General features: G+C 55.7%; 14 protein-coding genes and 1 pseudogene. 7 read left to right on the top strand and 8 right to left on the bottom strand.

What is annotated here, in order from left to right:
- Positions 1 to 12: 12 nt before the first annotated feature.
- Positions 13 to 294 (top strand): annotated as a pseudogene (locus Q1B13_RS05035) (IS3 family transposase); the annotation flags it as partial.
- Positions 295 to 500: 206 nt separating this feature from the next.
- Here the strand turns inward: Q1B13_RS05035 and ureG are convergent.
- From ureG to Q1B13_RS04995, 8 genes are all read right to left on the bottom strand, one after another.
- Positions 501 to 1,172 carry an urease accessory protein UreG gene (gene ureG, locus Q1B13_RS05030; RefSeq protein WP_299077956.1) on the bottom strand — a complete coding sequence of 224 codons (672 nt, stop codon included), beginning with the start codon at positions 1,170 to 1,172 and terminating at the stop codon, positions 501 to 503.
- Positions 1,169 to 1,816: an urease accessory protein UreF gene (locus Q1B13_RS05025; RefSeq protein ID WP_299077953.1), complete on the bottom strand. Its 648-nt coding sequence runs from the start codon at positions 1,814 to 1,816 to the stop codon at positions 1,169 to 1,171. Before Q1B13_RS05025 ends, ureG begins: the two co-directional genes overlap by 4 nt.
- Positions 1,806 to 2,258, bottom strand: a complete 453-nt coding sequence (ureE, locus tag Q1B13_RS05020) for an urease accessory protein UreE (RefSeq protein WP_299077951.1) — start codon at positions 2,256 to 2,258, stop codon at positions 1,806 to 1,808. Before ureE ends, Q1B13_RS05025 begins: the two co-directional genes overlap by 11 nt.
- A gap of 355 nt (positions 2,259 to 2,613) precedes the next feature.
- Positions 2,614 to 4,374 carry an urease subunit alpha gene (gene ureC, locus Q1B13_RS05015; RefSeq protein ID WP_299077948.1) on the bottom strand — a complete coding sequence of 587 codons (1,761 nt, stop codon included), beginning with the start codon at positions 4,372 to 4,374 and terminating at the stop codon, positions 2,614 to 2,616.
- Entirely contained in the window at positions 4,374 to 4,679 is a 306-nt protein-coding gene (locus Q1B13_RS05010; protein WP_299078795.1) for an urease subunit beta, read from the bottom strand. The genes ureC and Q1B13_RS05010 overlap by 1 nt, the downstream gene beginning before the upstream one ends.
- A complete protein-coding gene (locus tag Q1B13_RS05005) occupies positions 4,676 to 4,837 on the bottom strand; it encodes a hypothetical protein (RefSeq protein WP_299077945.1) in 162 nt (53 codons plus the stop codon). The genes Q1B13_RS05010 and Q1B13_RS05005 overlap by 4 nt, the downstream gene beginning before the upstream one ends.
- A gap of 17 nt (positions 4,838 to 4,854) precedes the next feature.
- The gene (locus Q1B13_RS05000; RefSeq protein ID WP_298932890.1) at positions 4,855 to 5,157 is read right to left on the bottom strand and encodes an urease subunit gamma; all 303 of its coding nucleotides are present in this window, start codon (positions 5,155 to 5,157) and stop codon (positions 4,855 to 4,857) included.
- Position 5,158: 1 nt separating this feature from the next.
- On the bottom strand, positions 5,159 to 6,025 hold the full coding sequence (locus Q1B13_RS04995) for an urease accessory protein UreD (protein ID WP_299077942.1): 867 nt from the start codon (positions 6,023 to 6,025) through the stop codon (positions 5,159 to 5,161).
- Positions 6,026 to 6,371: 346 nt separating this feature from the next.
- Here Q1B13_RS04995 and urtA point away from each other — a divergent pair, with 346 nt between their 5' ends.
- From urtA to Q1B13_RS04965, 6 genes are all read left to right on the top strand, one after another.
- Positions 6,372 to 7,652: an urea ABC transporter substrate-binding protein gene (gene urtA, locus Q1B13_RS04990; RefSeq protein ID WP_299077939.1), complete on the top strand. Its 1,281-nt coding sequence runs from the start codon at positions 6,372 to 6,374 to the stop codon at positions 7,650 to 7,652.
- 60 nt (positions 7,653 to 7,712) lie between these two features.
- Positions 7,713 to 9,665, top strand: coding sequence for an urea ABC transporter permease subunit UrtB (gene urtB / locus Q1B13_RS04985; RefSeq protein ID WP_299077936.1), 1,953 nt, complete (start codon positions 7,713 to 7,715; stop codon positions 9,663 to 9,665).
- A 3-nt stretch (positions 9,666 to 9,668) separates the two neighbouring features.
- A complete protein-coding gene (gene urtC, locus Q1B13_RS04980) occupies positions 9,669 to 10,898 on the top strand; it encodes an urea ABC transporter permease subunit UrtC (RefSeq protein WP_299077934.1) in 1,230 nt (409 codons plus the stop codon).
- Positions 10,895 to 11,635, top strand: coding sequence for an urea ABC transporter ATP-binding protein UrtD (gene urtD, locus Q1B13_RS04975; RefSeq protein WP_299077931.1), 741 nt, complete (start codon positions 10,895 to 10,897; stop codon positions 11,633 to 11,635). Before urtC ends, urtD begins: the two co-directional genes overlap by 4 nt.
- A 3-nt stretch (positions 11,636 to 11,638) precedes the next feature.
- The gene (urtE, locus tag Q1B13_RS04970; protein WP_299077928.1) at positions 11,639 to 12,337 is read left to right on the top strand and encodes an urea ABC transporter ATP-binding subunit UrtE; all 699 of its coding nucleotides are present in this window, start codon (positions 11,639 to 11,641) and stop codon (positions 12,335 to 12,337) included.
- A 688-nt stretch (positions 12,338 to 13,025) separates the two neighbouring features.
- Complete coding sequence (locus Q1B13_RS04965) at positions 13,026 to 13,661, top strand: hypothetical protein (RefSeq protein ID WP_299077925.1); 636 nt, start codon at positions 13,026 to 13,028, stop codon at positions 13,659 to 13,661.
- The last annotated feature ends 793 nt before the right edge of the window (positions 13,662 to 14,454 follow it).

The following is a 14,454-nucleotide window of genomic DNA, read 5'->3' as shown; positions in this document are numbered from 1 at the left end:
CTCGGCATCGGAAAAAGAGCGGGGCTCAAAATGTCAACGAAGCAACCCAAGAGCAGGAAGCTCTGGCAAAACGACGGGTCATGTGTGCAGCTGCTGCCAGGGTCCCGCGACCACGTCAGGTCGCATGGCTCGGTCCATCTTCGCACAAACGATGGCAGAGCGTTCCGGACATTAAACATACTGAATAAACACAGCCTGGGATGCCTTGCGATCCGGGTGAAGCGGAAGCTGAAGTCAACCGAGGTCATCAATGCCCTCACAGATCTGTTCATCTTGCGAGACGTACCGTCCTACAAACGAATGATCTCTGAACTGGTTTTGAAGTCCCTGAATGGCAACCGACTATTCATGAACCAAGGCTACGAAAGCCACCTGCGCGCCTCAAGCCAAGTTCTTCCGGCAAAACCAGTTCATCATCTACAAACGAAGATTCTGCAGGTCGGCGCGAACCAAGATACCGGTCGTTGCTCTAACTAACCCTCGAATTCATTCCTTGATGCCTATAGTTTTACTTGCCGCCTAGAGGGGATGTGCCGCGCAGAGGCTTTCTCTTCCGGGATCCTTAAACCTCCCACTTGCAGCAGAAGATCCACTACCGCGTCGATCCCTTTCCTGTAGCGAAGCGACGTGAATAGATGGGGTCGTCCGTTGCGCATTCTTAGCGCGTCTCGGTCCATAACTTCTAACGAAGCGCCAACATGTGGTGCCAGGTCGGTTTTGTTGATAACCAGAATATCTGATTTGGTAATAGCCGGGCCACCCTTGCGGGGGATCTCCTCTCCTGCTGCAACATCAATCACATACAGCGTCACATCTGCCAATTCAGGGCTGAAAGTGGCCGATAGGTTGTCTCCACCGCTTTCGATCAAAACAACATCCAGATCAGGATGGCGCGCTTGCATCTCGGCCACGGCTGCCAAATTGATCGACGCATCCTCGCGGATCGCGGTGTGCGGGCAGCCTCCAGTTTCAACACCGATAATCCGGTCCTGAGGCAGGATCTGCATCCGCATCAACGCTTCGGCGTCTTCTTGGGTATAGATGTCGTTGGTGATGACACCGACCGAACACGCATCGCGCAGGACTTCGGACATGGCCGCGGTCAGAGTGGTTTTTCCTGCTCCAACCGGGCCACCGATGCCCACGCGAAGGGGACCGTTCATATTGCTCATGTTCGGAATATCCTTGAGTATTGTGTTTCGTGTTTCATGGACGCGACGTCTGCCAAGAACGCCGTTGAGCTAACGTCATCCAAGCCACCCTGTTGCGCCCCGTCGGCGATGTGAGCACACAGCGGCGTCAGATTTCGGATCAATCTTTGGGCATCAGTCTGACCCAAAGGCACAAGGCGCGTTGCACATGCGACAAGGTTGCTTGCGAATGCTTGCAGAAACATCTTTGTCATCAACAAAACGGGAAGGTTCTGCAATCGTGCAGCATGGCCGACAGAGACCGGGTAAGTGAACTGCTTGAGGTCCAACTCCCAAGTGTCTCCTGTGACAGTCGCGAACGCCTGTCCGAGCAACTGCGCTTCCTTCAACCTTTCCGATGACGCGCAAAAGGCGCGTGAGGTTGCATCGATGCCGACCAATTCATCGATATCCTGCGCGTTGTAGGCCGCCACAGCGAACAAAGCGTCATTCAGCCCTGAGCCGTGTTCCAGCACATCCGAAATCCAGGCCTCGGTGTCCTGCGGACCTGTGACCGTTCCCTCTTCTATCGCTGCCGCCAGCCCATGCGAATACGCAAACGCCCCGACGGGATAGGACGGAGATAACCATTGGCACAGCGTCAGGATATCGGCATCAGTGTGCATGCCCATGAGTCCTGCCGTGCCCATAGGCCCCGCCTTCTGGGGTGAACGGTTCGTGTACTTCTCGAATTGAGGCACCAATTTTCAGAAGCATGTCTCTGATAACGTGATCGACTTGGATCAACAGCCGATCCTTCTCGATCTGGCAAGGCGTGTGGCGATTGCCAATATGCCACGCGATGCGCGTCAGGTCAGGGGCTGTTACCTGCAGAAGCGCTTCGGGTGCAGCCTGTATTTCCACCTCGCGACCGTCATCAAGAACCAAAACGCCGCCGTGGTTCAAAGAGGTCGTTTGCGCCAGGTCGATAAGTATTTGTTCACCGCTCTCGCAGGTCAGAACCTTGCGGCGCAAAAAACGGTCATCATAGGTCAGCGACAGGCAATCTGCTGGCTTGCTGTGCGTATGTTCCAAGTACTGGCGCGCGGTACAGAGAATGACGGTCATGCGATCGCCCTCACTGTAACAGGATTGGTTAGCGCCAGATTAAGTCGGCAAGCACGCGATGAACGATTCGATCGCGCATCAGACCCCTTTTTTTCAGCTCTTCGTCGCTGAGCGATTACAGGAAGTCGACTTGCAGAACACGCGATTGAGCTTCGGTCACGCTGCTCAGAGCCGGGTAGGTTGACGTAATCAGACTGGGCAGCGAAAAGCGTGTGCGTGTTGTAGAATGTGCCAGTTGGACCTTCGTAAACGTTGATCCTCCCATGGGCTCTAATTTTTGTCATTTCTGCCTCGCTGAGTAGTGCGTGTTTGCTAATGGTTCGGTTGCTTGCGCAGCAACGCAGCAAAATCTTGGTCAAAACATAAAGTATCGCTGCGCCATCGGCAGAACCTCGGCCGGTTGGCAGGTCAGCAATTCACCATCTGCGCGGACCTCGTAGGTTTCTGGGTCAACCTCGATATTGGGTGTTGCATCGTTCAGCAGCAGGTCACGCTTGCCGATGTTGCGGGTGTTCTGCACGGCCACAGTTTGCTTAGCTAGCCCTAGTGTATCTCCGATCCCCTCTGCTTGGGCGGCCGCAGAGACGAATGTGATCGCCGAATTTTCGACCGAGCGGCCGTAGGCGCCAAACATCGGTCGGCTATAAACTGGCTGTGGTGTGGGGATTGAGGCATTGGGGTCCCCCATCTGCGCGCAGGCAATGGTGCCGCCCAGCAGAACCATCTCGGGCTTCACACCAAAGAAAGCAGGGTTCCAAAGGACCAAATCGGCACGTTTGCCTTCTTCTATGCTGCCGATTTGATGGCTGAGACCATGTGCGATGGCCGGGTTGATCGTGTATTTGGCGATATAGCGCCGGACGCGTAGGTTGTCGTTCTGGCCGGTTTCCTCAGCTAGGCGGCCCCGCTGTTTCTTCATCTTGTCGGCGGTTTGCCACGTCCGGATCAGGACCTCCCCGACGCGACCCATCGCCTGACTGTCCGAGGCGATGATGCTGAACGCACCCATGTCATGCAGGATGTCTTCGGCCGCGATGGTCTCGCGCCGAATGCGGCTTTCAGCAAAGGCCACGTCTTCGGGGATGGATTTGTCGAGGTGATGGCAGACCATCAGCATATCCAGATGCTCTTCCAACGTGTTCACTGTGAAAGGCCGTGTCGGGTTGGTGGACGAGGGTAGAACGTGGTTTTCGCCGCAGATCTTGATGATGTCAGGGGCGTGTCCTCCGCCCGCACCTTCGGTGTGGAAGGCGTGGATCGTACGGCCCTTCATGGCGGCAACGGTGTTTTCCACGAACCCGGACTCGTTCAAAGTGTCAGTGTGGATCATCACCTGCACGTCCATTGCATCCGCCACGGACAGGCAGCAATCGATGGCGGCAGGTGTTGTGCCCCAGTCTTCGTGCAGTTTCAGGGCGCAGGCCCCAGCTTTGACCTGTTCTTCTAACGCAGCGGGCAGGGAAGCATTGCCTTTGCCTGCAAAAGCCAGGTTCATCGGAAAGGCATCAGCCGCCTGCAACATTCGCCCGATATGCCAAGGGCCGGGGGTGCAGGTTGTCGCCAATGTTCCATGGGCCGGGCCGGTGCCACCGCCAAGCATGGTGGTTAGGCCGGAATGCAGCGCGTCCTCAATCTGTTGAGGGCAGATGAAGTGAATATGACTGTCGAAGCCACCGGCGGTCAGGATACGCCCTTCGCCCGCGATGGCTTCGGTGCCTGGCCCAATTATGATGTCCACACCCGGCTGCGTATCGGGATTTCCGGCCTTACCGATTTTAGCGATGCGCCCGTCTTTCAGACCCACATCCGCCTTGTAGATACCTGAGTGATCTACAATTACCGCGTTGGTGATGACCGTATCCACTGCCCCGTCGGCGCGTGTGAGCTGAGACTGACCCATTCCGTCGCGGATCACCTTTCCGCCGCCGAACTTGACCTCTTCGCCATAGAGCAATGCATTATCGCCGGTTCCACCGGTTGCGGCGCCCCCCGCACGCTCGGCTGTCAGGTCACGTTCAACTTCGATCACCAGATCAGTATCCGCTAGTCGCAGCTTGTCTCCGATGGTGGGGCCGAACATGGCGGCATAATCCGCGCGTTTGATTTGCGTCGGCATCAGAGCGACCCCATGACCTTTTGATTGAACCCATAGACTTTTCGTGCCCCGCCGATGGGGATCAGTGAAACTTCACGGGCTTGCCCAGGTTCGAACCGAACCGCAGTGCCAGGCGCGATGTCTAACCGCAGGCCATGGGCTTCTTTGCGATCAAAATCGAGCGCAGGATTGGTCTCGGCAAAATGATAGTGCGAGCCAACCTGTACGGGGCGATCTCCGGTGTTTGCGACCATCAATGTAATCGCCGTCAAACCGGAATTCAGTGTGATTTCACCTTCGGCCGGGAAAAGCTCGCCGGGGATCATTTCGGCAGCATCCATAACAGCGTGATCGCAACAACGGCAATCAAGGCCAGACCGACGCCCAACGTGGCATAGTCTGCGCCATGGGCGTGAAGATGAGTATCCGTATGGGCCATGGCCGGACCGGACAAAACAAGAGCGGGGAACAGCATGCGGTGCATGGGATTTTCCTCTATATTTAGCGAATGGGGTTGTGGACGGTGACCAGCTTGGTCCCATCCCGAAAAGTGGCTTCGACCTGAACCTCGTGAATCATCTCGGGCACGCCTTCCATGCAGTGGCTACGGGTGATGACCTGGGCCCCGGCCTGCATCAGGTCAGCAACCGAACGCCCGTCACGCGCACCTTCGACCACCGCGTCAGTTATCAGCGCTATCGCCTCGGGGTGGTTCAGCTTGACGCCGCGCACCAAACGCTTTCGGGCGACTTCGGCGGCCATCGCCACCATCAGTTTGTCTTTTTCTCGGGGTGTCAGGTTCATGTCAGAGCATCCAGCATCGTGGGAGGGTGTCGTTGTTCAGTCTTCGCAGAACCGGCATCAGCGCACGGCGAAGCGCGAAGCTGGTTTTCGCCAGCATTCGGATTACCAGCATATCGTTTTGGATGAGGCTCGCCCCAGCAGTGTCTGGCAGCAGATGTCGAACGGGGTCCAACTGGCCCTCGGCCGTAGCCGAGGCAAAGACTACCAGCGCCATCGCGCCGGCACCGTTGGCAATATGCGGTCTGCAAAGATGCGCCTGCAGATCACCGGAGAACCGCATAGCGTCCAGGAAAGCAGGCGCTCCATCGCGCAATATCTCGATCCGGTCGCGAAGACGGATGTCGGTCAATGTCTCTCCCATGGCCGCGCGGCCAAAAACCAATGGCTCGACCAATAGCATGGTCGCATCCGGATCCATCTCGATCTGCAGTCGACGGTCCAACGCGCTGCCGTTGAACAGAATGGTCTCTTGAGGCAGCCAGTTCAATCGCGCACCCGAGCTGACAGTCAGGTGGTTGGATATCTGTGCGTATGGCCCCGGCTGCGCTTTATAGGCGCGCTCGCAAGCCTGCGTTGTCAGGGTCAGCGTAGTGCCCTCAGCAGCGTTGGCGGTGAAGCGGAATGAGTCACCGCCAGTTACGCCTCCGGCTGTGTTAAGCAGAACTGCATCAAGCCCCTGTGCCGATGCGCGGGGAAACAGGCACTTAGAAGACCCCGACTGGAGAAGCGTGTCCAAAACCGAGTTTTCGCCCAGTTTTTTTGTGCTCAGGTTGACGACACCCTTCGCACGCGGCGGGTTCGCACCTTGCTGAGGCAATATGGAGGCAAATTGAGTAATGGGGCACCCGCGGAACCTAATTCGTGCCACTTGTTTCTCCGCTGGCGCCTCGGAACGCTACTGCGCGGGACATAATGTAGGCAAAAACCAACTCGTGCGATCAATTTTTAACCACGAGCCTGCGCGGTAGATTAAAAATTAAGCAGATACTGCCGTTTTCCCGAAATGCAGCTCAGGCTGGTTGCTTACTTTGCTGCGATGCAGAAACCGTATGGGTGCCCACAGTGGGGAAAACTCCAGGGGTGTGTGACGGCTGCGCGAATTGGACATCGGACACAACCGCCACACGGAACGCAACAACAGTTGCGGGGATCAGGTAGAAGAAGACAGCACAGTTGTGCAAGTCCTCTTGCTGTGAACCCGCCAGGAGGATTACATGAAATCTCTCAAATCCACGCTCGCCGGATCGGTTGTATTTGCGACCATGGCCACCACCGCGCTATCGGCCGAAGACACGATAAAGGTTGGAGTGCTGCATTCGCTGTCAGGCACGATGGCAATCTCGGAAACCACGCTGAAAGACACCATGCTGATGCTGATCGACCAGCAAAACGCCAAGGGTGGCCTGTTGGGCAAGCAGCTTGAGGCCGTTGTGGTCGATCCTGCCTCGGACTGGCCCCTCTTTGCAGAGAAAGCGCGTGAGCTGCTGACCGTACATGAGGTGGATGTGATCTTCGGCAATTGGACCTCGGTGAGCCGCAAATCGGTTCTGCCGGTGATCGAAGAACTGAACGGCCTACTGTTCTATCCGGTTCAGTACGAGGGCGAAGAGTCTTCGAAAAACGTTTTCTACACTGGGGCCGCACCGAACCAGCAAGCCATCCCGGCCACCGACTATTTTCTGGACGAACTGGGAGTAGAGAAATTCGCACTGCTGGGAACCGACTACGTCTATCCCCGCACAACCAACAACATCCTTGAAAGCTATCTGAAGCAAAAGGGTATTTCGGATGAGGACATATTCGTCAATTACACGCCCTTCGGCCATTCCGATTGGTCCAAGATCGTGTCTGACGTCGTCGCACTCGGCGCCGACGGCAAGAAGGTTGGCGTGATCTCGACCATCAACGGCGATGCAAATATCGGCTTCTACAAAGAACTGGCAGCGGCCGGTGTGTCGGCGGATGACATCCCTGTCGTGGCTTTCTCGGTCGGTGAAGAAGAGCTGTCAGGCCTCGACACCACGAACCTTGTCGGCCATCTGGCGGCCTGGAACTACTTCCAGTCGGCAGACACCGATGCCAATGCTGAATTCATCGAAACATGGAAAACCGCCATGGGCGATGAGCGCGTGACCAATGACCCGATGGAAGCACACTATATTGGCTTCAACATGTGGGTGAACGCCGCGACCACGGCCGGTTCGACCGATGTCGACGCAGTACGCACCGCCATGTACGGGCAGGAATTCCCGAACCTGACCGGTGGTACTGCAGTGATGCTGCCGAACCACCACCTGGCCAAGCCGGTATTGATCGGTGAGATTCAGGAAGACGGCCAGTTCGACATCATCAGCGAAACGGACGTTGTTCCAGGCGACGCCTGGACCGACTTCCTGCCGGAATCGGCGGTTCTGGTATCGGATTGGAAAGATCTGGGCTGTGGGATGTACAACACCGAGACCGAGACCTGCGTTCAGACCCTGTCGAACTACTAAACGATCCTGCAAGGCGGGCGCGATCGCCCGCCTTGCCTCAAGATACTCGGGTTTCACCACATGTTACGACTTTTCCTTGCGGGCCTCGCAATCCTGTGTGCCTGCCTGACCGCCAACGCTCAAGAGGTTGGTCTGCAGCCGATCCTGCAAGAGCATCAGGAAACCATCGCCAAAAGCTCACGCAAGACCATCAAGCCCGCCATTGACGCAATCGCGGCCAGCGGGTTGCCGCAGGCACAAGTGATGCTCGAGACTTGGGGCGCCAGGGATATGTGGATGCGCAAGTCCGACGGGCTGTTCTTTTCTGCTGAACAGGCCGAGGGGCAGTCCTATGTGCTAACTGATTTCGACACGGGCAAGGTCGTCGGTACCATTAAAAAATCCGATATAAAACAATTGAAACCCAACAGCGGCGTACGTGCTATGATCGGGACTGCTCTGGTACAGTTCCAACTGACCGACCCGGATCGAAAGAAGCGCCTGGCCGCTCTGCAATCCATTCAACGTGACCCCGAAGGCGCTCTGCTCGAACCTCTGCGCGCCTCGATCGAGGACGAAGCCGATGCGGATTTGAGGGCGCGGAAGCAGCGGCTCGAACGGCTGCTGACTATTGGGTATGACACAGACACGGCGGCCCGCGTGGCTGCAATTGAAGACATGTCGGACGATTTGAGCGTCGACGTTCGCGCAGCGTTGAACCCGTTGGTCGTTACCTCACGAAAGGCTGCTGCGGACCTTCCGTTGAATGTTAATGTCGCCGTCATTCTGGAACCCGGATCAGACTCATTGTCGCGGGACGAAGCGTATGACCTGTTGGTCGCCAGCGATCTGGCAGCGCCGCCTGTGTCTCCGGACAACATCCGCACAGCTTTGGCTGGGTATATCGACGGTGGCCGCGTGGGTGGCGTCCCGGTCGCGCAACTGAACACTACTACCGCGCGCGCGCGGGCGTACGCCACTCTGGCCGAAGCCGGAATCGTCCCTGCTTTGGTAACGGAGGCCGATATCGACGCGGCACTGGGTGCGCATGTGTTCTTTGAAACCTATGCCGAAGCGTCTCCGGAAGTGACCGCCGCCGCCGAAAAGGCGCTGGAACAGATCGAACTTAAGGTTGGCCTGAACCAGTCACTCGACCTGATGCTGGATGCGATCTCGCTGGCGTCGATCTATTTCCTGGCCGCAATTGGCTTGGCCATAACTTTCGGCGTGATGGGTGTGATCAACATGGCCCATGGCGAATTCATCATGATGGGTGCCTATACGGGCTACGTCGTTCAGCAGTTCATCCCCGATCATACGCTCTCTATCATTGTCGCCATCCCCATGGCCTTTGCCGTGACATTTGCCATGGGGGTCGCAATGGAGCGGTTGGTGATCCGCTGGCTCTATGCCCGCCCGCTGGAAACGCTGTTGGCCACCTTCGGCATCTCAATTGCCCTGCAGCAGCTTGCCAAGAATATCTTTGGCACGCAGGCTCGACCACTGACCGCGCCCGGTTGGCTGGACGGGGCATGGGTGTTGAACGATGTAGTCTCGATCAGCTATATCCGCATCGCGATCTTCGTTCTGGCGCTGATCTTTCTGGGTCTGTTCCTCTACATTATGAAACGCACGCGGCTTGGGCTTGAGATGCGCGCTGTGACGCAAAACCCGCGTATGGCCGGGTCGATCGGGATCAATCCGGGCCGGGTGAACATGCTGACTTTCGGGCTGGGCTCGGGCATCGCCGGGATTGCCGGCGTTGCGATTGGCCTGTTCGCTAAAGTGACCTCGGATCTGGGCAGCGATTACATCGTCCAAAGCTTCATGACCGTGGTCGTTGGCGGTGTCGGCAACATCTGGGGGGCACTGGCAGGCGCCGGGATGATCGGCTTCCTGCAGAAAGGGATCGAGTGGATGAACCCGTCGAACACCCTCGCGGCGCAAACCTACATGATCGTTTTCATCATCATTTTCATCCAGTTCCGGCCGAGGGGCATCGTCGCCCTAAAAGGCCGCGCAGCGGGGGATTGAGCCATGGAACGTAGTTTTGTTGCCAAGAACCCATCGGTGCTGGTCTTTCTGGCCATCCTGTCGCTGTTCACTTTGGGTGTGACCGTCCTGTCGGAAGGGTTCGGGATCGGCGTGATCTCGACCAGTTTCGTCAAGACGCTGGGCAAGACCCTGTGCCTGTGTCTGATCGCAGTGGCGATGGATTTGGTCTGGGGTTTCACCGGCATCCTCTCACTGGGCCACTTCGCGTTCTTCGGGTTAGGCGGCTATATGATAGGTATGTGGCTGATGTATGAGCGCACACGCCTCATCGTCGTCGAGTCCCTATCGCAAACCGAAATCCCGCCCACCCCATCCGAGATCGCAGATGCCATCGGCAACCAGATTTTCGGTGTCGTTGGATCATCTGAATTCCCGCTGATCTGGGCGTTCTCAGACAGCCTGTTTTTGCAACTGGCTCTGGTGGTGCTGATTCCAGGTCTGTTGGCGCTGGTTTTTGGTTGGTTGGCGTTCCGTAGCCGGGTCACCGGCGTATACCTGTCGATCCTAACCCAAGCGATGACACTGGCTCTGGCGTTGTATCTGTTCCAGAATGACAGCGGATTGCGCGGAAACAACGGGCTGTCGGGCTTGCAGAACTTGCCCGGCGTCACCGCTTCGCAGGACGTGGTGTCGATCTGGTTCCTCTGGGCGTCTGCGCTGGCGCTCGGTCTTGGATACATGCTGGCCGCATGGGTTGTCTCTGGCAAGTTCGGTTCAGTTATACGCGGTATCCGCGACAACGAAGCCCGTGTGCGCTTCCTTGGCTATTCAGTCGAAGCCTATAAACTCGCCGTCTTTACCCTAACCGCCTGCATCGCAGCCATCGCGGGTGCGCTATATTACCCGCAGGCAGGCATCATCAACCCCGAAGAAATGGCCCCGATCGCCTCGATCTATTTGGCTGTTTGGGTTGCCATTGGCGGACGCGGCCGTCTGTATGGCGCGGTCATCGGCGCGGCGTTTGTCAGCCTTCTTAGCACGTGGTTCACCGGTGGGCAGGCTCCGGATATCCCTTTGGGCGTTTACACGATCAAATGGGTCGATTGGTGGCAGGTTCTGCTGGGCGTGTCCTTCGTTCTGGTCACGCTGTTCGCCCCGCAAGGTATCGGTGGGCTGTTCGATCTGCTGGCCAATCGTCGCCCGTTGGATCGTCATGGCGCTAACCTTGGCCCGGATGACGGGGCTCTTCGCGAAAAGGAGGCCACCGAGTGAGCACTTTGTTAGAAGTCAGCGGCGTCTCGGTTACCTTTGACGGGTTTCGCGCCATCAACAACCTGTCGTTCCAGATCGGCAATGCCGAACTGCGCGCCGTGATCGGACCAAACGGTGCAGGCAAAACAACGTTCATGGATATTGTCACTGGCAAAACCCGACCCAATGAAGGCCGGGTCATCTGGGGCGAAAAATCCGTATCCCTGCTGCGTATGAGCGAGGCCAAGATCGCGCAGATGGGGATCGGGCGGAAGTTCCAGAAACCCACGGTGTTCGAGGATCAGACCGTTCAGGAAAACCTGCTGATGGCCTTGAAGAACAAGCGCGGGTGGTTTGGCGTTTTGTTTTATCGCCCCTCGCCTGCGGATTTAGGCGGGGTCGAACAGCTGGCTTTTGAGATCGGCCTAAAAGACGAACTGCCCCGCAAGTCAGGCGAGCTGAGCCACGGACAAAAGCAATGGCTGGAAATCGGGATGCTACTGGCACAGGAACCGCGCCTGTTGCTGGTGGACGAACCCGCCGCTGGGATGACCCCGCACGAACGAGAACACACGACCGAGCTCCTGGTGCAGGCCGCCAAGACCCGTGCGGTGGTCGTTGTTGAACATGACATGGAGTTCGTCCGCCGCCTGAACTGCAAGGTCACTGTGCTGCACGAGGGGTCGGTTCTGGCAGAGGGCAGCCTTGATCACGTGACATCGAATCAGGACGTTATTGATGTCTATCTGGGACGCTAGACGATGCTGACACTAACAGATCTGACTTTGCACTACGGGCACTCCCGAATCCTTAACGGCATCTCAATGGAGGCCATGCAAGGCGAAGTGACCTGCGTGATGGGGGCCAATGGCGTAGGGAAAACCAGCCTGCTTAAGGCAATCTCGGGCACGCATCCGCGCTCGGGTGGTGAAGTGGAGCTAGACGGAGATCCACTGCCGATCTTGCCCGCCCATCGTATGGCTTGGAAAGGTGTGGCCTATGTCCCCCAGGGTCGCGAGATTTTCCAATTGCTCACCGTTCGTGAAAACCTTGAAGCGGGATTCTCTTGCCTTCCCAGCAGCGAACATTTCATTCCGGACGAGATTTTCGATCTGTTCCCGGTGCTCAAACAAATGCAGAACCGGCGCGGAGGCGACCTTTCAGGTGGTCAGCAACAACAACTGGCGATTGCGCGCGCTTTGATAACAAAACCTAGACTATTGCTTCTGGACGAGCCTACTGAAGGTATTCAACCGAATATAATCCAGCAAATTGGTGAAGCCATTCGGCACCTCAGAACTACCAGGGGGATGGCAATCGTCTTGGTGGAGCAGTACTTCGATTTTGCCTATGACCTTGCTGACAGGCTTGTCGTGCTGCGACGCGGAGAAGTCATGATCAAAGGAGCAAAGAGGGATCTAATCCGCGATCAGGTATTGCAGGCCGTAACAGTCAAGTAACAATCGTAGACTTAGGCTTCGAGATAGGCCGCGTCCAAGTGGTTGAAAATCATCAACTACTCACGCTCCATACTCAACAACTTTGAGCTATTTCCGATCTTTCCCTGTGAATTGCCGGATATCAGGGAAAACTCCTCGAAGCAAACCCGCCAAAACAAGGCACTGAGACTTTGGCTCGAATTACACTTGTGGAGTGTGACGCGAACGGTCTTTGCCCTGGAACAGGCAAAGCAACCAGCGGGAATTGCGGCGCAAGTCCGAGGCAGAAACCACAATTGAAGTAAGACGGGCTTTGGTGGCGGGGAGACAGGGATTCGAACCCTGGGAACGCTCTCACGTTCAACGGTTTTCAAGGCTGGCGCGATTTGGGGTCTTTCAATGCCTTAGCCTCAAATTTTCCCGCGACAAAACGTGAACAATGATCGAACATGGGAAACACCTACATCGGGGATGAACACAGCAAGATCTGCACAACGAAAGAGGCGGCAGAACTCATCTCAACACTTAAGATTCGGACAAATGCTTCGCTTCGACGTATTATACTCGAATTCATCGGATCATCGGGTTGGTCGAGAGTGAGGACGTACTGTGACGAACCTGAGCCTCAGCCTTCTTTCAGCTGTGGTTTTTTCGGATTTTTAGAGACGGCACCTGAATTGACTAAAGTGGCAATGAAAGGATTTACATCATGGGTATTCTAACTAACGAGAAGTATTGGGCAAATGTAACAAACAAGCTGTTCGAGCTTAGACCGGCACCTGGTACAGCATATGACGATAATCAGATTTCGGAGACATTAAGCTTGATCTGCAAGGCTATGACAGACCTTCAGAAGGACCCGTCGTTCCCGAGCGATCTGCAAAGCGCACTTCTCAAGCCGACACCAGATACAGTAGCGATGGCTGATATGCTGGACGAATTTGAACGCGCTGAACGTAAGATAGCCCTAGATGCTGGTGTTTATGATCAGGCAACCAAGGACTTAGGTCGTTCTGTTCGAAGTGTTCAGAAGGCGCTTCGGCAGGATTTTCGAGCATTGTCTGATGTCCAGACACTTGGTCGACAAATCGAATACACTGGTAGGCTCGCGTGTGATGCGAAAAAAGATCGACGACTTGCGATGGAAAGCCAAGCGGGGCGGACGCGGATTGAAAGAACTGTTCAAGCAACAAAAGGCGTGGCCGTGATTTCGTTTAATGCCGGTGCGACTGCGGGATCAACTTTTGTCAATCCCGTCTTAGGAGCTACTTCGAGCCTGCTGCTTGGCTGGTCAGTGAGGTCCGGGGCTATGCTTGTGAAAGATGCATACGAAGGTGTCTGGTAAAAAACCACGATGCTAGTTGTAACAACGAGCCTAACTAGCGGAATATCTGTGGTTGCTTGTCGTATTTTTAGGGCGGCCCGAAATGTTCCGCTAGTTTCGTATTCCAAAATTATTCCGATATCAGTGTTTAAGCGCCAGACTGTGGGAACGAGCCGCCAGCTCCGGCGTGCCAAACCTCAGCAAAGGATTTTGAATTCCATCAACTTCCAACAATTTCAGCATCTTAACAGATCATACTTACAAAAACACAACACGAACGTATGGTGAAACTGTGAGTTAAGGTCTCTCTTTCAATCGGCAAGATCCCTTGGCACCCGAATCCTAGGCACTCTTGTGATAGCAGGTGCACTAGGTTGCATTGCTGCCGATACCGTCGCACCGTCTGTCATTGATTCTACCTAAAGATTATTGAGATACGGAAGGATTTAGACGGTGGACGCGAGAGAAGTAGTGCGCCTTTCGGAATGGATGACAGGCTTTCACTCTGAAACAAACAGTGAGATGAACACGTTGCGGTCAAACTTGACGAACAATGCCCGTCAAGGAAACGCAACCCAGCCAGTCAAAGAACACCTGGATGAGGTGTCCGACATGCTAAGAAATTGGGATACAACCGAACTGTCTATCCTTCAAATAGCAACACTAAAGCATCTGGAAGTATATCCTTATTTAGGTCGACACGGTGCCAAGTGGTTAAACACAACCGTAAAAGATGCTAGGTTCTGGACCTATTAATTTGGTTGCCGTCATCCCGCCTGCGTGATTCATACCCGTGAGTTTCAGGGGTATAACA

It is taken from the genome of uncultured Ruegeria sp. (assembly GCF_947489545.1).
GTDB lineage: Bacteria > Pseudomonadota > Alphaproteobacteria > Rhodobacterales > Rhodobacteraceae > Ruegeria.
Note: the sequence above shows the minus strand (reverse complement) of the source record. Positions and strands in the feature narration are given on the sequence as shown.

Coding starts and splice junctions, on each gene's coding strand:
- urtC (WP_299077934.1), top strand. CDS start 9,669: ATGGAACGTAGTTTTGTTGCCAAGAACCCATCGGTGCTGGTCTTTCTG.
- ureG (WP_299077956.1), bottom strand. CDS start 1,172: ATGAGCAATATGAACGGTCCCCTTCGCGTGGGCATCGGTGGCCCGGTT.
- Q1B13_RS05005 (WP_299077945.1), bottom strand. CDS start 4,837: ATGCACCGCATGCTGTTCCCCGCTCTTGTTTTGTCCGGTCCGGCCATG.
- urtE (WP_299077928.1), top strand. CDS start 11,639: ATGCTGACACTAACAGATCTGACTTTGCACTACGGGCACTCCCGAATC.
- ureE (WP_299077951.1), bottom strand. CDS start 2,258: ATGACCGTCATTCTCTGTACCGCGCGCCAGTACTTGGAACATACGCAC.
- urtB (WP_299077936.1), top strand. CDS start 7,713: ATGTTACGACTTTTCCTTGCGGGCCTCGCAATCCTGTGTGCCTGCCTG.
- ureC (WP_299077948.1), bottom strand. CDS start 4,374: ATGCCGACGCAAATCAAACGCGCGGATTATGCCGCCATGTTCGGCCCC.
- Q1B13_RS05025 (WP_299077953.1), bottom strand. CDS start 1,816: ATGCACACTGATGCCGATATCCTGACGCTGTGCCAATGGTTATCTCCG.
- urtA (WP_299077939.1), top strand. CDS start 6,372: ATGAAATCTCTCAAATCCACGCTCGCCGGATCGGTTGTATTTGCGACC.
- Q1B13_RS05010 (WP_299078795.1), bottom strand. CDS start 4,679: ATGATCCCCGGCGAGCTTTTCCCGGCCGAAGGTGAAATCACACTGAAT.
- Q1B13_RS04965 (WP_299077925.1), top strand. CDS start 13,026: ATGGGTATTCTAACTAACGAGAAGTATTGGGCAAATGTAACAAACAAG.
- Q1B13_RS05000 (WP_298932890.1), bottom strand. CDS start 5,157: ATGAACCTGACACCCCGAGAAAAAGACAAACTGATGGTGGCGATGGCC.